A 19315-nucleotide genomic window follows, 5' to 3' on the forward strand; every position below is an offset into this window, starting at 1 on the left:
CACTTGAGAGACTGCCTTATAAAATGGCTAATCAATTATGCCATTGATGGAACGGACACTTAGCTTGCTCTGTTTTTTCTTTTGGAATATCTGGCGTCGAGATTGGACGACGCTGATGCTGTTCCTGAATGATAGGGAATACCGACGTAAAGAAGTTTGACCAACCACCGGTACGTACTCTTAATAAATTATATTGCTCAGGTGATGTTACCGCTTGAGTAAATGTTTCTGGGTTAGCGACCGTGATCGTTAAAATATTAGATGAACCACCTTGGCTGAATTGTCTCAATATCTTGATCAAATCTTTAACGCCAAAGTCTTCACGAATATTAAAGTCTGTAGGTGCACCATCGGCCATTAAATTTGTACCCGTACCGTCAAAACCTTTTAAAGCACGGCTAAATTCAGCCACTTGATGATCAACAACTAAATCTGCTGGACTTGGTGATGGACTTAAATCTGATGCTACTGTTGTACCTAAACGACGACCATCAGCGCTCGCTCCATTCCATGCCCCCATCTCTACATGATTTTCAAAAGTTCCCACACCAGGTTGAATCTGAATACCAAATGGATGCTCTTCTGAACCATAACGTTCAGCTAAACCTTTAAGACTTTGCGCAAATTGTGGCCATGGTTTTCTAAATGTTTCGACTGAAATTTCAGCAATCATTTGAACTATCTGATCGCCTAATTTATCGACTTCAGAGTTTCCTCGTCCATAACGTGGTTGTGCCAAAGCAATCTCTCGTAAACGCTTATAGCGATCAGCTTGTGCAGCAATACGAGCATGCCCAGCTAAATTACTAATAAAAGGCTCAGTCATTTTATAACCCCAGTCACAACACAAGCACTCTAAGAGTTCAGGTAATGTAGTTACCGCAGTTAATGGATCAAAAACCATTGCCTTAATGGCATATAGTGAATTAATGGTATTACTGAGCGAGATATAACACGGTCCATAAATATTATATTTAGCACCACCACTATAAAAATCCTGACCTTTAGCCAAACAGTCATCCATCAAAACATTTAGAATTGGAGATGGACAAATATCTGTATTGGCACCATAACCCAGAATTTGCCCATTAAATGCCTTGCGATTGAGCAATTCAAAATGCTGTTTGTATAGATCTAATAGTTCTTCAAAACTATCAATCTGATCGGCAGGTTTCGTATTTAGTGAAACAGTTTGCCCAAACAGATAGCTTTGCCCAGCACTTGAAATTGTTCTCCCCTGATTTAATGCACATTCCAAAGGCTGTAATGTCGAGAAACCACCTAATGAAAACCAGTTTTCGCCAGGGAACTGAGGTTCATAACAACCATCACAGGCATAATTTTGGGCTGAACGGATATCGACTTTAGAATTCCAATTTGGCAAATTAGAGAGCGCATCTCCCCCTACACCATTACCACTCTGATGAAGACTAGGAATGAGTTTTTCATCATTTAATAAAATTGGATGGGCACCGCCAGATAAAATTGCATGCGCAGCCACTTCTAAAATTTCTTCTGGAATATCTTTGCGAGTTCTTAAAGACAAACACGGTGCATTTAACGGTAAACGGCCTGACGCACAAATGAATAATTTTGTGACCTCATTATAAGCTGGTTTGGTTTTAGAAAAGTCTTCTTCACCATCAGCGACTGTACCACCAACTGTAATCTGTTGAATCCATTGGCCCAAAGATGCACCTTGAGGATAAGGTCCCGAACTACCACCCATTGCAAGATTACCAAAAGGTTGATGGTCTTCCATAAACATACGGTTCTGTTGTACTTTTTCGTCTAGCTTGATATAGAAGGCATCGATAATTTCCTGTGCTTCTTCAGGCGGAATCGCATCTTTGTCAAGGAAAGGTTGCAACAGCTGATCCATACGTCCAAATGCTGTTGGCTCACCATTTAAATGCAAACAACTATGCAATGTGAAAATAAATTGAACTGCTTCAATAAATGTGTCCGGTTTATCTTTCGATAACTTTTCCATTCGATGACCAATCGCAATTAAATTATCTCTTTCGAACTCTTGTCCTTTTTGCATCTGGTCTGCGACTTTAAATGCGAGCTTTGAGTAATTTAAGAAATATTCAGAAATACCAGTTAGTGCTAATCTCGAAGCTTCATAGAAGTCTTTTTTCTCTGGAGTCTGTGCAGTGCTTGCATGTCTAGCAATTTCTTGTTGTAGACCCGCTAAACCTAAATCTAGTGCTTTTTTATAATTTGGAATAACATGCCCAACACCCGATGCTTCACTTAAGTTTCGCAAAAAGCCCTGAAGACGTTCTTCTTCAGACAAATACTTCATGACATAACGACCTTCACCCAAGGTCAGATTCGGCATAGCTCCCACAATAATTTCATCTGGCATAATGCGATAAGTGTCCGATCCATAAATAACTTTACCTTCACATTCACGCCCAGTTGAATATGGAATGACTTCACCATTTTTTAATAAAATTTTCCGTCCGCGGAAACCATAGTTTTCTGATGAGAATAACTGCAAACTTAATCGGATAGCCCAACCTTTGCGCAGCATAATAGATAAACCCATAATATTTTCAGGCTTATCACTGATATCGAACTCATCAATATAATAATCTACCCCTTGTTCAATTTCTTCTTGTTTACGGTTGAAGTACCAGTTGTCTTGCCATAAAGAAAATGTATTTTCAAGTAAACTTAAAATACGATTAGAAGGTGGTTTAAAAAATTCACTATGGGGATTTAGCCCAGTTGCCATATTAAAAAGATAATTACTATGATTATAGTACATCAAACCATTATCTGAACTGTTCGTATAATGGCGATCAAATCGATTCCAATCCATACCTGGGAAAAAATTCCAGTTATCTTTATCTAATCGACTAAAATCATTTAAATATTCTGGTGCATCATCTAATGCTAAATCTTTTAAACTTGGAATATAAAATATTCCTCCCAAGTCTGAATGAAGGCTATTGAATAGACGGTCATTCATAAAGCCTTCTATTGCACCAATCTGACTTGCCATAACTTCTTCTAAAATGGCAGCAGTTTTTGCAAAACCAGCAAAATAAATTCCTGCTTCATCGGCTTTAGTTACCGATTTTGGCACTCTAAAACTTGAATTTGATTCAGCACGGCCAAACGGTAAACCTAGACGCAGAATAGGCGTGGTATTTCCATTTTCATCTTGTACACGAGAAGCTTTAATGTGCGAACGGCTATCACGGTCTGGAATAATTGTGTCGTCAGTTTTACGCCCAATCAAATCTTCAATTTGATCTTCTGACATCATGTTGATTTGATCCCAATTAATTAAAAACCTTTGAGATAAAACGTATGAGCCACCAAAATGATCAATATCTTCTGCACCAATTAAAGTATGTTTTGCCAGTGAAATTGGATCAGATGGATTATTTAAATTTTCAGAAAAACGACACCCTAAAACCTTACCATTGCGACCTGTTTTAGATTGTGAAGCAGTAACTTGACTAAATATTTCTTTAATATCTGAAGCTAAAAGATGCTCAATATATGTCTGTAATACTGTACACGCATCGGCATCATCGCTTTTTACATGCAACCAAATGTCACCATCCGAATTTTTAAAACTCCCATTCGAATCAGAGAAAACTTCTGAGACATTTGGGTTCTTTTCTTCTGGATAATGTAATTGCATTCCCTTTGGTCGTGACAACTTATCTTTTTCACAAATCAGATCCCAATTGTCAAAAGATACACCAATTGCCAAAGTTGTATTTTTACTAGAAAGTGCTGGATTCTTATTAACCTCTTGACGCACAGCTATCATTAATTGTCGTATTTTTTCCCGCGTAATTTCTTTATTTAGCCAAACTGTACTAAAAATGGCATGGGGTGAAGGATAAACCAACCCACGTTGCATATATTTCCATATTTCAGTAAAACGATCTTCATAAGATATATTTAACATTATATTAGTTCCTTTAAAATTTTTATATAATAATTAAAAGTATGATTATAAATTTAATTATAAAAGCATTATTCATAATAAAATTTCAAATAACAAGATATTTAAAATCAAACAAAAATAGTAAGAATTAATAAACACTCCCAATAAAAATTTAAGTTTAGAGAATTTAAAATATAAAACAGAAAAAAGTCACAAAAATAAAGCCAATCATACAAAACAAGTCATCAATTATTAATATAAAATAATAAATAAAATTAAAATAAAATCATTAAAAAAATTAAAACAACTTTTAAGTAAAGCTTACTGATATAATTTCTAGCATTCTTTTAGAAAATTATTGTCGCTATGTTGATAAAAAAACTTATTTCTACTTTGCTTTTTACATCAATACCTTTTTACTGCTTTGCCGAGCTTCCTCAAGACTCAAGAAGACCCGGTGGAATTGCAGTCGTTCCATTAACTGCCGATATTACTCAGGTCACTTTTCAACAGAAACCAGTTTTAATTAGTCAAGAAGGTCATCAACGTTATGCTGTCGTTGGTATTCCGTTGTCCACACCACTTGGCAGTGTTCAACTCAATACCAATAAAGCGCCTATTCCAATAGAAGTTAAGTCTTATCCTTATGCTGAGCAACGGATTAAAGTCAATAACCAAGACTATGTGAACCCTAATCAAAGTCAGTTAGATCGTTATGCTCAAGAAGCGAAAGAACAAAATGAAGTTTATAACTCTTTCACATCAAGTTCATGGCAAAGCTTACCCAAATTTATACGTCCCACTTCAGGGAAATTTACCAATTCTTTTGGAAGAAAACGCTTTTTTAATGGTGAAGAACGTGCACCTCACTCAGGTCTTGATATTCCAGCCCCTGTAGGTCAAAAAGTAATTGCACCAGCAGATGGCGTGGTCGTTCAGACAGGAAACTATTTCTTTAATGGACAAACTGTATTAATTGATCACGGCCAAGGCCTAGTCAGCATGTTTTGCCATTTAAGCTCAATCAAAGTAGAGAAAGGCCAACATATCCGCCAAGGAGAAACATTAGGTTTAGTGGGCAAAACAGGACGCGTGACAGGCCCTCATTTACATTGGGGCATGAGTCTTAATAATGCTCGAGTAGATCCGCAGCTTTTTCTAAATACACCTCGTTAATTTAAAGCCTTACGAAAATACTTTGGTGCTTCAACATAACCTTCTTTTAGATAAAATTGATGTGCCAAAGGTCTTTGTATTCCTGAATGCAATTCCATTCGATCACAACCACGCTGCTTAGCTAGACGCTCTGCTTGTTGCACAAGTAAATGCCCCACTCCTTTACGACGTATATTCTGATCAACACACAAATAGCAGATTTTGGCAAAATCTCCTTTTAAGGCAATTTGCGGAATAAAATAGAGGGACAAAACTCCATACACATGCGAATCATCGGCTGCGACCAATGTAATTGCATTGGGATCTTCACTTAACTTTTGAAATTGTTCCTGAACCAATCCTAAAGGCTGCGAATATCCCATTTGCTCCAGCAAGTGGCATATGGCCTCGGTATCTTGCGACTGTGCTAAACGAATATTCACCCAACATTCTCCTTAATATTTTTTGAATTATTCTTATCACAAAAAAAGCCAACATCACTGTTAGCTTTTCTTTTTCAGGCATTCATATGAAATTATGCAACTTCAATAATCTCAAAATCGTGAGTAATTTCTACACCACCATCAGAAAGCATTTTACTCGCTGAACAATATTTTTCAGCTGATAGCTCTACTGCTTTTGCAACCTGTTTTTCTTTGACAGCTTTACCTGTTACCACAAAGTGCAAATGAATTTTTGTGAAAACCGCTGGAATCGCATCGGCACGCTCAGCTTTAAGCTGACATACGACATTCGTCACATCTTGACGAGATTTCTTTAAAATCGTCACAATATCAAACGAAGCACACCCACCAAGTCCCATTAATAGCAATTCCATAGGACGTGGTCCACGGTTTTCACCACCATACTCAGGTGAGCCATCCATGATGACACTATGTCCACTATCCGATTTCGCTTCAAAAGCAACATTCTCTAGCCAATGTACACTTGTTTGCATTGCAACTACCCAAAAAAAATTATAAATTTAAGCAGGGTCTGTTGACATTTCATCTATGGATTGCGTAATAGCTAAAAATTAATTCAAATAAAAACGCAAAACACAGACAAGGGCAATCCTTTGTCCAGTTTTGTAATAAAATTTGTTAAATTTCAGCCAAAATCTGAGGTGTGATTTAAGCATCTGAGATGCAGCGCAAGACCAGATTTTTTGTGCGTTTCGTTGTTAAGCTCTATTTATTTAGAATGACTAAATTCCATAGTTCTTGCTTCGTAACGTCTAGAAAAATCGTCTTATGTCGCAACCATCTGTGAAATGTCAACAGGCCCTTGTTTTGTACACTAACATAAAATGAGTTGATAAGGAATTTCATCTCTTCTGTGTAATAGCTCATCTCGAGCCTGTGTGAATTGTTTACCCTATTCGGAACATATCAAGCATGACTTCAAATTTTTCACAACTCAGCACAGATGCTTTATCTCCGGGGCAACTACCTGAATCCGTTAAAGCATTGTTAAAGCGTGCTCACATCAACAGATATCCAAAACGAACCACAATTGTTGATGCCGGAACAGAGTCAAAATCTTTATATTTAATTTTAAAAGGCTCAGTTTCAATTATTTTGCGTGAAGACGACGAACGTGAAATTGTTGTGGCATATTTGAATCCTGGTGACTTCTTTGGGGAAATGGGGCTTTTCGAACCGAACCCTCAACGTACAGCTGAAGTCCGTACTCGTGATGTTTGTGAAATTGCAGAAATTTCATATGACAACTTCCACGAACTGAGCAAGCAGTATCCAGATCTTAGCTATGCTGTTTTTGCGCAACTTGTTCGTCGCTTAAAAAATACAACTCGCAAAATGACTGACCTTGCGTTCATTGACGTATCTGGTCGTATTGCTCGTTGCTTAATCGACTTATCTTCACAGCCAGAAGCAATGATCTTGCCGAATGGTCGTCAGATTCGTATCACTCGCCAAGAAATTGGACGTATTGTTGGATGTTCCCGCGAGATGGTTGGTCGTGTATTGAAGACTTTAGAAGATCAAGGCATGATCCAAACTGATGGTAAAGCCATTCTCATTTTTGATGCTTCATTAGAAGAGAATTCAGTCACTGATGAAGACTATGATGATGAAGAATAAGTAATTACAATGATTTAATAAAAAGCAAACTTCGGTTTGCTTTTTTTATATGCAACAATGAGTTAATACACAAAACTTACAAACTATTCTAATTTTATGATTTAAGTTGAATACATATTTGCGATTAGGCTAACTCAAATTTCTCAAGGATTTCGATATATGCAATTTAACTCGCTTGGACACACTGGCATTAACCTTCCAGAAATTTGCTTAGGTACCATGACATTTGGTGAGCAAAACACTCAGCAAGAGGCTTTCGAACAACTCAATTATGCTTTAGAACACGGTCTTTATTTTTGGGATACAGCAGAGATGTATTCTGTACCACCCAAACCAGAAACATATGGCGCTACTGAAACTATATTAGGTCATTGGTTTGCACAGCATGGTCAACGCGATAAAGTATTCCTTGCTTCAAAAATTGCAGGTCCCGGCTTTGGTGGAACTCATATTCGAGAAGGCCATACCAAGTTCAATAGTGACCATATCTCACAAGCTCTTGATGACTCACTCAAACGACTACAAACTGATTATATTGATCTTTATCAACTGCACTGGCCAGAACGTCATACCAACTTCTTTGGAACGCTCGCTTATGGCAATCAACAAGCACAAAATGATTATGACACGACACCCTTAGAAGAAACTTTACTTGCCCTTCAAAAAGAAATTAATCGTGGACGTATCCGTTATATTGGTTTGTCTAACGAAACACCTTGGGGCACCATGAAGTTTTTACAGCTCGCTGAAAATTTAGGAGTAAGTAAATTTGTAAGTGTACAAAATCCGTATAGCCTGCTTAATCGTACTTATGAAATAGGTATGTCTGAGATTGCTAAATATGAAGGTATAGGATTACTTGCTTACTCTCCTCTGGCTTTTGGTTATTTAACTGGAAAGTTTAGAAATGGGGCACGACCTGAGAATGCTCGCGTTACTCTATTTCCACGTTTCAGTCGCTATAGCAATGCACAAAGTGAATGGGCAACTGAACAATATGCACAACTCGCTGAAAAGCATGGTTTAAGTCTGACTCAATTGGCTCTAGCGTTTATTAAGCAGCAGTTCTTTGTGACAAGTACAATTATTGGAGCAACCAACCTAGATCAGCTCAAAGAAAATATTCAGGCTTTTGAAATCGAGCTTTCACCAGAAATTTTACAAGGTATTGAAGCTATTCATATACAACAGCCAAACCCCGCTCCTTAAAATAAAAAACGGATGCTTAAGCATCCGTTTTTATATGAACTGAAAGTTTTAAAACTTACTTACGACCATTGTAAATCGCTAATGCAGCAGGTAAGTTTTTACGCATATCATTAATACGCTGTGAGTTAGATGGGTGAGTCGATAAGAATGATGAACCACCAGCACCTTCAAGCTTGTTCATTTTTTCCCATAATGTAATAGCTGCATTTGGATTATACCCAGCACGGGCCATTAACATTAAGCCACCTTGGTCAGCACGGCTTTCTAAACTACGTGAATATGGTAAGCCTACACCCACTTGCGAGCCTAACTGAGCAGCAGCAGTACCAAGCTGCCCCACATTATTACCTGCATAGCTTAATCCAATGCCTAAAGCTAAATCAGTGAGAGCTTGAGCACCAATTTTACTTTTCGCATGTTCTTCTAAAGCATGCGTCATTTCATGGCCCATAACAGCTGCAATTTCGGCATCGGTCAGGTTCAATTTATTGACAATGCCTGTATAGAACACCACCTTACCACCTGGTGCAACGTAAGCGTTAACCGTATCTGATTTCAGTACAGCCAACTGCCAACTAAATGGCTGACCGGTTTGGTTCATTTGGTTCGCATAAGGTCTCAAACGGTTAAAAACAGCATTAATACGGCTATAGGTACTTGAACTTGTATCTAAAGTCCCTTTACCACGCGCTTCCTGCACCATTTGATTAAAACCTTGTGCAGATTGCGCATTTAGTGTTGCTGTATCTGCACCAGCCATGTCTGCTACTGTTGCACAACCAGAGATTGTTACCACACTCGCAGCACATAAACTTAACAAGAGTTTTTTATTCATCAACATGGATCACCTAAATCGTTAAAAAAACTGTTTATTCTTTTGCACTAATTATAAGAAATAGCACACAAGCTTTGAATGTCTCATTTCTTCACGATCATAGTATTTATGTAAAGATCACGTCGATAAAGTCATCAAATAAATCCAGAAAATTAAACAAATTATGTTTAAGCCCAAATATACATGACTTAAGGTCTTAACTTTTTCCTCAAGAGTAGGACTTTTCCTTTTCCACAGCAAATAGCTATTTTGTATGAGTACGACAGGAATGAGCACACATGCGAACAATACGGACAAGCTCATAAAGGCAGTCATAAAGAAATCTTGATTATAATTTTGCCCATAGATGACTAACATTGCTAATGTAGGCGAACCACCAATAGCAAACAAAAAAGAATAAAACATCGTTTTTGAAATAGCTGGCTGTAATTTCATTTGAGTTCATCATCCATGATATAACCTATGTCTATGTTGTAATCTGAATTAGACAAAACAGAAACTGCACTTTAGTCGGATATAAAAAAAGCCCCCTTTTCAGGAGGCTTTTATCATCTTTGCGAATTAAGCAGAGAACGGATGACGTAAAACAATTGTTTCTGCGCGGTCTGGACCAGTTGAAACGATATCAATCGGACATTCGATTAATTGTTCAATACGTTTCACATAAGCCAAAGCATTTGCAGGTAATTGGTCAATGCTAGTCAAACCAACAGTTGACTCGCTCCAACCTGGCATAGTTTCATAAATTGGTTTCAAGCATTCAAAAGAAACCGCATCAGAAGAGCCTACGCAACCTGAATCAGTATTTTCATAACCTACACAGATTTTTACTTCTTCTAAACCATCTAAAACGTCAAGTTTAGTTAAGCAAATACCTGAAAGTGAGTTAACGTCTACAGAACGACGTAGGATTTCGGCATCAAACCAACCACAACGACGTTGACGACCAGTAGAAGCACCAAATTCATGACCTACAGTACCGAGGTGTTTACCAATTGCATCACCAGAGTCAGTTGCAGCATCGTAAACCAATTCAGTTGGGAATGGTCCAGCACCTACACGTGTTGTATAAGCTTTAGTAATACCCAATACATAATCAAGATGTAAAGGACCCATACCAGAACCCGAGCTTACACCACCAGCCGTTGTATTTGAGCTAGTCACATACGGGTAAGTACCGTGGTCGATGTCTAGAAGTGAACCTTGAGCTCCTTCAAACATCACAGCTTTACCTTCTTTACGGTAGTCATGCAATACTTTAGTCACGTCAATCACTAATGGAGCAAGAACTTCACGCCATTGGTTGCAAAGAGCCAATACATCTTCAAATTTAACAGCTTCTACACCGTAGAACTGAGTTAACTGGAAGTTATGTAACTCAAGCATTTCTTGAAGTTTCTCTTCTAGCGCTGCACCACCACGAACAAGGTCAGCAACACGCACTGCACGGCGAGCTACTTTGTCTTCGTACGCAGGGCCGATACCACGACCTGTAGTACCAATTTTAGCGTTACCACGTTTCTTCTCACGAGCCTGATCAAGAGCAATGTGGTTAGGCAAAATAAGTGGACAGTTTGGAGAAATGCGTAGACGTTCCTTAACTGGAACACCTTCAGCTTCCAAAATTCCCATTTCTTCAATTAGTGCTGCTGGTGAAAGCACCACGCCATTACCAATTAAGCACAATACGTTTTCACGTAAAATGCCTGATGGAATGAGGTGCAATACAGTCTTTTTACCACCTACGACAAGAGTATGACCTGCGTTATGTCCGCCTTGATAACGTACTACCGCAGCCGCTTGATCTGTGAGCAGGTCGACGATTTTACCTTTACCTTCGTCGCCCCATTGGGTACCAAGTACCACAACATTTTTGCCCATAATAGCCTCATTACATCATGCTGTTAAAATTGGAAACCATCAGTAAAATACTGTTGGCGTTTAAATCTTTTCAATATTCCATTGTCCATTTTGCAACACCAATTGATGTGTGGCATATGGAATAGAAGTTAAATCATCATTACCTAACAATTGAACCACACGTAAGCCTTGTGAACGTGCATTTGCAATTGCTTTAAGCAAATCTGTATCTGTACCTTTAGGTGCAACTACTGTTTCAATCTCAGCGAATTGATTTGCACCTAATGCATATAAATCACAACTAAAACCAGTAGCAGGACGCGCACGACCAAAGTGCTCACCAATACCGTCATAGCGACCACCCTGTGCTAAAGGTGCAGCACGGTTTGGTGCATAAACTGCATACATCAAACCAGTGTGATAGTGGTAGCTACGAAGTTCAACGACGTCAATTCCGACGTTCAGTGCTGGCCAACGATTTTTAATTTGGTCAAGTGTTGTTTTAAGTGCGTCTAATGCTGCTTTAAATTCAGCATCTTGTAATATGTTTGCACTTAAATTTGCCTGTAGTGCATCTAAATCACTTGAATAGCGACCAAGCGCATAAAAATCAGAACCCATATTTAGGTTTTGAGTAAATTCTGCTAACTCTGGCAATGCTTTTCTTTGGTATAGATCAGACAGCTCATGTTCTTCATTTTTTGACAGACCAGCGTACTTTACTAGACTACGGAACAAACCTACATGGCCCAAATCTAGATGAGCGCCTTGTAAAGTATAAATGTTCTCAATTAGCCCGAGCATAACATCGACCATTTCGACGTCAGCTTCGATACTATCGTGGCCATATAGCTCTGCACCCAATTGTAAAGGTGCACGAGTCGCATTAAAATTTTGTGGTTTTGTATGTAATACAGTCCCTGCATAACAGTAACGTGCAACACCTTCAACGGGTCTTACATGTGCATCAATACGTGCAACTTGCGGTGTCATGTCAGCACGGATGCCAAGTAAACGGCCTGAAAGCTGGTCAATGACTTTAAAAGTTACTAAATCCAAGTCTTGATTTAATTCTGATAATGAAGACAACGATTCGATGTATTCGATAAATGGTGTATATACCAGTTGATAACCTCTTACTGCGAGGAAATCGATAGCTTCACGGCGAAGTTTTTCAATGACTTGCGCCTGTTCCGGCAATACATCTGCTACCCCGTCAGGCAGCAACCATGTCTCTGAAATGGTCATATTTCAAGCCTAAAATCTGATCAACGTGGAACGACCCCACATAAAAAAATCGGGAACACACCCGATTTCTCTTAGTGTAGCATGATACTTTGTGCCATGCACCTTACAATTTGCATAAATCTTTCTGAATAAACTCTAAAGTCAAAAAGAAGATTTAAACAATTAATAATAACATTCAATATCTTACTTCGCTTTGCTTAAATCATAATCAAAAGTTCTTCGACCAAAGAATGGGCCAATATCTGAACTATCGCCTTGTTTCCAATTAACCAAATTTAGCTTTTGAATAGCTTGAGCTGCTTGAGTATTAAAAGCAAAACAACCTTTTTCAAGACTTGCTATTTTTAACTTTTGTCTAAAAGCAATTAATGAATGCACTTCATTAAGCGGGTTATCATCGACAGAATACAGATGAGACTTCTCATAGGCCAAACTTCTATCAGCATCCCATAAACTGCTTGATACAAAATCCATAGAAGCAGACTGGTCATTATTATTTCCCAGCGCACTTTGAATATCGCCTGTTTCCAAGTTTTCTAAAACAGTTAAGTTATAGCCATACCACTGCGAGTTTAGAAGCCTAAAATACTTTTTATCTGTACCTAAGTTATTATATCTTTCGCCGATTGACTGTTTTGTCTGACTAAAAGAAGGATTTGAATTAAAACTAGATATATAAGAAATATAAGATTGATTCCATTGAGTTTCTTTTAAACGATAGCAATAGCTACCTTTTGGGAAGGTAACATTTTTATAATTTCGATAGAAGTCAATTAAACTTTTATCAAGCTGATTATGAAGTCCTGTATCTAAATTCTTATTTTCTTTATAGCCTGGCAATACTCGATCAAAGATTTTTTCGCCATCTATTTTAACAATTTCAAAATTTAAGTTTTGTTTTAAACTTGGTGTTAGCTCATAAGTCCAACTACTAGGTGTTAACCTTTTTACAATGTTTGTTTGTAGTGTTCCCTTATTTAAAACTTTCTGTTCTGTTAAAAGTTCTTTTTCTAGTGGTTGGTTATGTGACTTTGCAAAAAATATTTCATTATTTTGAATAGGATATTTAGCTATTTCAAAATAATCACTATAAATCTCAGAAGAGATATCCGAAGGTTGATAATACACTTGATAAATCGCGGTATCTTTTTCTAAATTACTGTCAGTTTGACCATTCGTATCTTGATCTGAACCTTCACCAGTACATGCAGTTAAAATAATAGTAGATGTGATAATTAAAAAATCACTTATTCTTTTTGAGTTAAATTTCATATGAACTCTATAGTTAAAATTTTAATGTTTGCGAATCATACAAATAGAAATAGTCACATACAACACCAAAACTAAATTTTTATTTTCGATTATTTCTATTAGAGATTTATATTAACCATTAAAAAAAGGATATTAAGTTAACTTAATATCCTTAAAATATTTAAATATATATTCAAAAAGAATTGCACAAATCTAATAATCGATTTGCATAACCCCATTCGTTATCGTACCAAGCAAATACTTTAGCTTGATGCCCCACAACCATAGTTTGAGTTAAATCAACAATAAGTGAATAAGGTGAATGATTAAAATCGCTTGAAACTAGTGGTTCATCAGTCACTGCCATAATTTCTGCGTAATCTGTTTGAGAAGCTTTAATCAGCAATTCATTAATATGATGAACAGTAATTGGTGATTGTGCGATAAACGTTAAATCAATTGCAGCCACATTAATGGTAGGAACTCGAATTGAGTAGCCATCAATACGGTCTTCCATTTTCGGCATCACGCGTTTTAATGCGCCAAGTGCACTAGACGTAGTGGGAATAATATTTTGCCCAGAAGCTCTAGCACGACGTAAATCACGATGTGCGTGATCAAGTACAGACTGGTCTGCTGTTACTGCATGAATTTCGGTCATGAGCGCAGTTTCAATACCAAATGCATCATCAATAATTTTTACTAATGGCACTAAAGCCTGCGTAGTACATGACACACTAGATATGATTTGATCAGTTGCTTTTACATCTGCATGGTTAACGCCATAGACAATTGCAGCATCGACATGGTCAAAAGGTGCTGCCCCAATAATGACCCGCTTCGCCCCTGCTTCTAGGTGGCGTGTTGCATCAGCATGAGAACGGAACAATCCAGTACATTCGAGTACAACATCAATTTGCAAGCTTGCCCACGGCAAAAGTTCTGGTTGTTTTTGCTGAAGAACTTCAACTTTTAGATTTCGCTGGTTTGATTGAATATTTAAATAAATCTTTTCATTTTCAATAGCTATATCAACTTTGCCATTAAAACGGCCATGGGTTGTATCATATTTGAATAAATGCACTAGTGTTTGTACATCTGCTATATCGTTAATCGCCACGATTTCAAAATGAAATTGTTTCGGGCTTTCAAACCAAGCACGTAAAACATTACGTCCAATCCGGCCAAACCCATTAATGGCGATACGTTGCATGACCTATCCTTATCTACAAAACCAGAAACGAAAGAAGGCATATAGTAAAACACGTGAAGGCTAATTGAATATAGATTTTTAGCCAAATCACAGTTTTGTAAGATATTCCCTCTAAAATCGTTGGTTCGGTGGGGTTTTTCCGTTACAATTTAGCGTTTTTTAAAAATAAGCCCCGTATCACATGCAAGATTTGTGAATAAACAAACTTGTAGTGATGCTTTTAGCCAAATTCGAAAATATGGAGTGACTTGGTTGTGAGTACTCGTTTAATGACATCTGCTGAAATTCGTGAAGCATTTTTGCGCTACTTTGAAACGCAAGGGCATACACGTGTCGCGTCGAGTTCTCTTGTTCCTGCCAACGACCCAACTTTATTATTTACAAATGCTGGGATGAACCAGTTTAAAGACTGTTTTTTAGGTCTTGAGAAACGTGACTATGTACGTGCCACAACATCACAAAAATGTGTACGTGCAGGCGGTAAACATAACGATTTAGATAACGTCGGCTATACAGCTCGTCACCATACATTCTTTGAAATGTTAGGTAACTTCTCATTTGGTGACTATTTCAAACGTGATGCGCTTAATTTTGCTTGGGAGTTTTTAACCAGCGAACAATGGCTTGCTTTACCGAAAGACCGCCTATATGTAACGGTTTATCACACCGATGACGAAGCTTACGACATCTGGAATAAAGAAATTGGTTTAGCGCCAGAGCGTATTATCCGTATTGGTGATAACAAAGGCGAAAAATACGCTTCAGATAACTTCTGGGCAATGGGTGATACTGGTCCATGTGGCCCATGTTCTGAAATTTTCTTTGACCACGGTGACCACATTTGGGGTGGTTTACCTGGTTCTCCTGAAGAAGATGGCGACCGTTTCATTGAAATCTGGAACAACGTTTTCATGCAGTTTAACCGTACTGCTGATGGCGTGCTTCACCCTCTTCCAGCTCCATCTGTTGATACAGGTATGGGCTTAGAGCGTATTTCTGCTGTATTGCAACATGTTAATTCAAACTATGACATTGACCTGTTCCAACACTTATTAAAAGCTGCTGCAAACATTATTGGTATTGAAGACGAAGGTCAGCCTTCTTTACGTGTTGTTGCAGACCATGCACGTTCTTGCTGTTTCTTGATTGCTGATGGTGTAAACCCAAGCAATGAAGGCCGTGGCTATGTACTTCGCCGTATTATCCGTCGTGCTGTTCGTCATGGTAACAAGCTTGGTGCAACTGGTACGTTCTTCTACAAAATGTTGCAACCTTTAATTGAAGTTATGGGTGATGCGTACCCAGAACTTGCAGCGCGCAAAGATGTTATTGAAGCAACTTTAATTCGTGAAGAAGAACAGTTTGCTAAAACACTTGAGCAAGGTTTAAAACTACTTGAAGGTGAACTTGCTCAGTTAAAAGACAAAACTATTCCTGGTGCGACAGTATTTAAACTTTACGACACTTACGGCTTCCCAACAGACTTAACGGCTGATATTGCACGTGAACGTGGCTTTATTATTGATGAAGCTGGTTTTGAAGTTGAAATGGCTGCACAGCGTCAACGTGCACGTGATGCTGGTAAGTTTGCAGTTGACTATAACAACATTGTAAAAGTTGAAGGTGAAACTCAATTTGATGGTTATATCAACACAACTGGTCAAGGTGAAATTGTAGCGATCTATAAAGATGGCGTACAAGTTGATGAAGTTTCTGAAGGTGACGAAGCTCTAATCGTTTTAAACCAAACTCCTTTCTATGCTGAAAGTGGTGGTCAGATTGGTGATACGGGTATCTTCAAAAACGAAACTGGTATTTTTGAAGTTCAAGACACCAAAAAGTCAGGCGGTGCTTTTGTTCATCAAGGTATTGTGACTGTTGGTAACCTCAAAGCAAATCAAAATGTAGAAGCGATTGTTAAAGCAGATATTCGTGAAGCTACTGCGCGCAACCACTCAGCAACTCACTTGTTACATGCTGCCCTTCGTCAAATCTTAGGTTCACATGTACAACAAAAAGGTTCTTTAGTTGCAAGCGACATCTTACGTTTTGACTTTGCAAATGACCAACCTGTTTCATTTGAACAATTACAACAAGTTGAACGTCTCGTAAATGCTGAAGTTATTGCCAACACTCCAGTAACGACTGAACTTCTCGACATTGAAGCCGCGAAAGCAAAAGGCGCAATGATGTTGTTCGGTGAAAAATATGGCGATGAAGTACGTGTACTCTCTATGGGTTCAGTCATTGATGAGAAAAACTTCTCAATCGAACTTTGTGGTGGTATTCACGTAAAACGTACAGGTGATATTGGTTTATTCAAAATCACTTCTGAAGGTGGTGTAGCTGCTGGTGTACGTCGTATTGAAGCAGTGACTGGCACTAAAGCGTTAGAAGTGGTACAAAAAGCTGACAACGATATTCAGCACATTAATAGCTTACTAAAAGCACAGAAAGACCAAACTGTTGAGCGTGTTCAAGCTAATGTGGAATTGGTTTCTGCATTACAAAAGCAGATTGAACAGCTCAACCAGAAATTGGCAAACTTCCAAGCGGCTGACTTGATTGATCAGGTACAAACGATTGCTGATCGTCAAACGCTTATCACTACTGTTCAAGGTGTTGATGCAAAAGCGCTTCGCAACTTGCATGACAGTGTGAAATCAAAATTAGAGAATGCAGTGATTGTGTTAGCAGGTGTAGAGGGTGACAAGGTCAGCCTGCTTGCATCAGTCGCGTCGCAATACACTGCAAATCTAAAAGCAGGTGACATCATCAAACATCTAGCAACTGAGTTAGGTGGTAAAGGTGGTGGTAAACCTGACTTAGCACAAGGTGGCGCGCCACTTAACGAGAAGTTTGGACAAGTTATTGCAGCATTGCCTGCTTGGCTTGAACAAAAATAAGACTTCACTTTTTGTGTAACTGACCCTGAAAAGCCTCTCAGGGTCATGGCTTATATGGAACAACTATGGCATTAATCGTTCAAAAGAATTAATGCCATTTAGCCACTCTAAGACACACTAAGACAAAAACAACAATAAAAGCCATATTTCTCAATATTTCCCTCGTTTTTAATATAGACATACTAAGACATTTTAGGACAGAATAAGTCTCATTAATTATGTACACATTGGTGTACATAATTGTACTTACCTCTCGCTCAACTAAAATTATGTACACAGGTGGACTATGGCTTTAACTGAAGTGTGGCTGAAAGCTAATAACGGCAAGTCACGTGATAAGGTTGAAGAAATAGCAGATCGAGACTCAATGAGTGTTCGAGTCTCACCTAAAGGTAAAATTGTTTTTCAGCTTAGATATCGTTTTGCAGGCAAAGCTGAACGTTTAGACCTTGGCACCTATCCTCATATTTCTCTCAAAGATGCACGTATAAAAGCTAGTGAAATGCGTTCACTATTAGACAAGGGAATGAATCCTAAAGTTGAGGTTCGGGTACAGCAGCAAAAATACATCGATGCAAGCACATTTGAAGATGTCTTTAATGACTGGTATGAAAGTTATTGTCTAAAGAAAAAGACTTCTGCGCAGCAAATTAAAAACACCTTTGAACAACATGTCATCCCTGAAATTGGTGATTTACCGGTTGACCGCATTACTCTGCAACAATGGTTAGCCTTACTTGAAGAATTAGCAGATGATGTACCTTCGATTGCAGATCGCGTATTAACGAATGCAAAACAGGTCCTAAAATGGGCTAAAAAAAGACAATTACTTGAGGTAAATGTTTTATCTGACATTTATGCCAAGGAAGATTTAGGCATTGAGCGAAATAGAGGAACCAGATTTCTTTCTGATGAAGAAATTAAAATGGTTTTGATAGCTATTGAAGAATCAAATATTTTACCCAAAAACAAAATTTTCTTAAAACTATGTTTAATGTTTGGTTGTAGAAATGGCGAACTCAGAAAAGCCAAAAAAACTGATTTCGATTTAAATAGAAAGGTCTGGATTGTTCCTGTAGTAAACAATAAGACCGGCAAGAAAACTGGTCGTGAAATCATTCGCCCTATTTTGCCTGAAATGGAGGCATTAATTGTCGAAGCTTTCGACTATAGCTCATGTGAGTATTTCTTAACGAATGATAGTGAAGAAACACCTATGAGTCATGGATCGTCTAATTCATTGCCTGGTTATTTAATGGAGCGGTTAAGAAGACATCATGACTATTTTATGAAGCATTGGTCCCTTCATGACCTACGAAGAACAGCACGAACTAACTTCAGTGCATTTACATCGCGTGATGTGGCTCAACTCATGATTGGCCATGTAATGTCTGGCGAACAAGGCACATATGATTATTATGAGTACCTACCCCAGCAAACTGAAGCATATGCAAAATGGTTAGAAAAAATTAAATTACTTACTAAATAATTGAGAATTAAGAAATGAAAGATTGGGTTTACTTTTATATCGAGCATACAATTAAGTATGGTGAACCATTCTATAAAGAGATCGGCTGGTCATTGGGTTTAAAGAATAGTTATATAGTAACGAGT

The 19315-nt window shown here is 38.0% G+C and carries 14 protein-coding genes; 5 read left to right on the forward strand and 9 right to left on the reverse strand.

The features are described from left to right. Positions 1-31 precede the first annotated feature (31 nt). On the reverse strand, positions 32-3940 hold the full coding sequence (locus ABFY81_RS04780; protein ID WP_347913177.1) for a Dyp-type peroxidase: 3909 nt from the start codon (positions 3938-3940) through the stop codon (positions 32-34). A 345-nt stretch (positions 3941-4285) separates the two neighbouring features. On the opposite strand from ABFY81_RS04780, the gene ABFY81_RS04785 reads away from it, so the two are divergent. Further along, positions 4286-5095 carry a peptidoglycan DD-metalloendopeptidase family protein gene (locus tag ABFY81_RS04785; protein ID WP_077162588.1) on the forward strand — a complete coding sequence of 270 codons (810 nt, stop codon included), beginning with the start codon at positions 4286-4288 and terminating at the stop codon, positions 5093-5095. Here ABFY81_RS04785 and ABFY81_RS04790 read toward each other — a convergent pair. Beyond that, positions 5092-5517, reverse strand: coding sequence for a GNAT family N-acetyltransferase (locus tag ABFY81_RS04790; RefSeq protein ID WP_347913178.1), 426 nt, complete (start codon positions 5515-5517; stop codon positions 5092-5094). The genes ABFY81_RS04785 and ABFY81_RS04790 overlap by 4 nt on opposite strands. A gap of 92 nt (positions 5518-5609) precedes the next feature. Next, the gene (locus tag ABFY81_RS04795) at positions 5610-6032 is read right to left on the reverse strand and encodes an OsmC family protein (protein WP_347913179.1); all 423 of its coding nucleotides are present in this window, start codon (positions 6030-6032) and stop codon (positions 5610-5612) included. Between the two features lie 439 nt (positions 6033-6471). Here ABFY81_RS04795 and crp point away from each other — a divergent pair, with 439 nt between their 5' ends. Together crp and ABFY81_RS04805 are read left to right on the forward strand one after the other, a co-directional pair. After that, the gene (gene crp, locus ABFY81_RS04800; RefSeq protein ID WP_004702771.1) at positions 6472-7179 is read left to right on the forward strand and encodes a cAMP-activated global transcriptional regulator CRP; all 708 of its coding nucleotides are present in this window, start codon (positions 6472-6474) and stop codon (positions 7177-7179) included. A 159-nt stretch (positions 7180-7338) separates the two neighbouring features. Beyond that, positions 7339-8388 (forward strand): NADP(H)-dependent aldo-keto reductase, encoded by a 1050-nt coding sequence (locus ABFY81_RS04805; protein ID WP_347913180.1) that lies wholly within the window; start codon positions 7339-7341, stop codon positions 8386-8388. Between the two features lie 55 nt (positions 8389-8443). On the opposite strand, the gene ABFY81_RS04810 is transcribed toward ABFY81_RS04805, so the two are convergent. The 6 genes from ABFY81_RS04810 to ABFY81_RS04835 form a co-directional block, all read right to left on the reverse strand. After that, positions 8444-9223 carry a M48 family metallopeptidase gene (locus ABFY81_RS04810; protein ID WP_031944517.1) on the reverse strand — a complete coding sequence of 260 codons (780 nt, stop codon included), beginning with the start codon at positions 9221-9223 and terminating at the stop codon, positions 8444-8446. 117 nt (positions 9224-9340) lie between these two features. Next, positions 9341-9658 (reverse strand): hypothetical protein, encoded by a 318-nt coding sequence (locus ABFY81_RS04815; RefSeq protein WP_004702777.1) that lies wholly within the window; start codon positions 9656-9658, stop codon positions 9341-9343. A gap of 126 nt (positions 9659-9784) precedes the next feature. After that, the gene (locus tag ABFY81_RS04820; protein ID WP_004702779.1) at positions 9785-11104 is read right to left on the reverse strand and encodes an adenylosuccinate synthase; all 1320 of its coding nucleotides are present in this window, start codon (positions 11102-11104) and stop codon (positions 9785-9787) included. Positions 11105-11164: 60 nt separating this feature from the next. Next, a complete protein-coding gene (locus ABFY81_RS04825) occupies positions 11165-12331 on the reverse strand; it encodes an ATP phosphoribosyltransferase regulatory subunit (protein ID WP_019458153.1) in 1167 nt (388 codons plus the stop codon). Positions 12332-12514: 183 nt separating this feature from the next. Next, positions 12515-13603: a hypothetical protein gene (locus ABFY81_RS04830; RefSeq protein ID WP_347913181.1), complete on the reverse strand. Its 1089-nt coding sequence runs from the start codon at positions 13601-13603 to the stop codon at positions 12515-12517. Between the two features lie 172 nt (positions 13604-13775). Further along, positions 13776-14795, reverse strand: a complete 1020-nt coding sequence (locus tag ABFY81_RS04835) for a type I glyceraldehyde-3-phosphate dehydrogenase (RefSeq protein WP_004702784.1) — start codon at positions 14793-14795, stop codon at positions 13776-13778. A gap of 269 nt (positions 14796-15064) precedes the next feature. Here ABFY81_RS04835 and alaS point away from each other — a divergent pair, with 269 nt between their 5' ends. Both alaS and ABFY81_RS04845 read left to right on the forward strand, forming a co-directional pair. Continuing rightward, positions 15065-17701, forward strand: coding sequence for an alanine--tRNA ligase (alaS, locus tag ABFY81_RS04840; RefSeq protein ID WP_025465194.1), 2637 nt, complete (start codon positions 15065-15067; stop codon positions 17699-17701). Between the two features lie 286 nt (positions 17702-17987). Further along, the gene (locus ABFY81_RS04845) at positions 17988-19190 is read left to right on the forward strand and encodes a site-specific integrase (RefSeq protein WP_347913182.1); all 1203 of its coding nucleotides are present in this window, start codon (positions 17988-17990) and stop codon (positions 19188-19190) included. Positions 19191-19315 lie beyond the last annotated feature (125 nt).

It is taken from the genome of Acinetobacter sp. WA-87 (assembly GCF_039938935.1).
Classification (GTDB): domain Bacteria; phylum Pseudomonadota; class Gammaproteobacteria; order Pseudomonadales; family Moraxellaceae; genus Acinetobacter; species Acinetobacter seifertii.

Coding starts and splice junctions, on each gene's coding strand:
- ABFY81_RS04780 (WP_347913177.1), bottom strand. CDS start 3,940: ATGTTAAATATATCTTATGAAGATCGTTTTACTGAAATATGGAAATAT.
- ABFY81_RS04785 (WP_077162588.1), top strand. CDS start 4,286: ATGTTGATAAAAAAACTTATTTCTACTTTGCTTTTTACATCAATACCT.
- ABFY81_RS04795 (WP_347913179.1), bottom strand. CDS start 6,032: ATGCAAACAAGTGTACATTGGCTAGAGAATGTTGCTTTTGAAGCGAAA.
- crp (WP_004702771.1), top strand. CDS start 6,472: ATGACTTCAAATTTTTCACAACTCAGCACAGATGCTTTATCTCCGGGG.
- ABFY81_RS04805 (WP_347913180.1), top strand. CDS start 7,339: ATGCAATTTAACTCGCTTGGACACACTGGCATTAACCTTCCAGAAATT.
- ABFY81_RS04810 (WP_031944517.1), bottom strand. CDS start 9,223: ATGAATAAAAAACTCTTGTTAAGTTTATGTGCTGCGAGTGTGGTAACA.
- ABFY81_RS04815 (WP_004702777.1), bottom strand. CDS start 9,658: ATGAAATTACAGCCAGCTATTTCAAAAACGATGTTTTATTCTTTTTTG.
- ABFY81_RS04820 (WP_004702779.1), bottom strand. CDS start 11,104: ATGGGCAAAAATGTTGTGGTACTTGGTACCCAATGGGGCGACGAAGGT.
- ABFY81_RS04825 (WP_019458153.1), bottom strand. CDS start 12,331: ATGACCATTTCAGAGACATGGTTGCTGCCTGACGGGGTAGCAGATGTA.
- ABFY81_RS04830 (WP_347913181.1), bottom strand. CDS start 13,603: ATGAAATTTAACTCAAAAAGAATAAGTGATTTTTTAATTATCACATCT.
- ABFY81_RS04835 (WP_004702784.1), bottom strand. CDS start 14,795: ATGCAACGTATCGCCATTAATGGGTTTGGCCGGATTGGACGTAATGTT.
- alaS (WP_025465194.1), top strand. CDS start 15,065: ATGACATCTGCTGAAATTCGTGAAGCATTTTTGCGCTACTTTGAAACG.
- ABFY81_RS04845 (WP_347913182.1), top strand. CDS start 17,988: ATGGCTTTAACTGAAGTGTGGCTGAAAGCTAATAACGGCAAGTCACGT.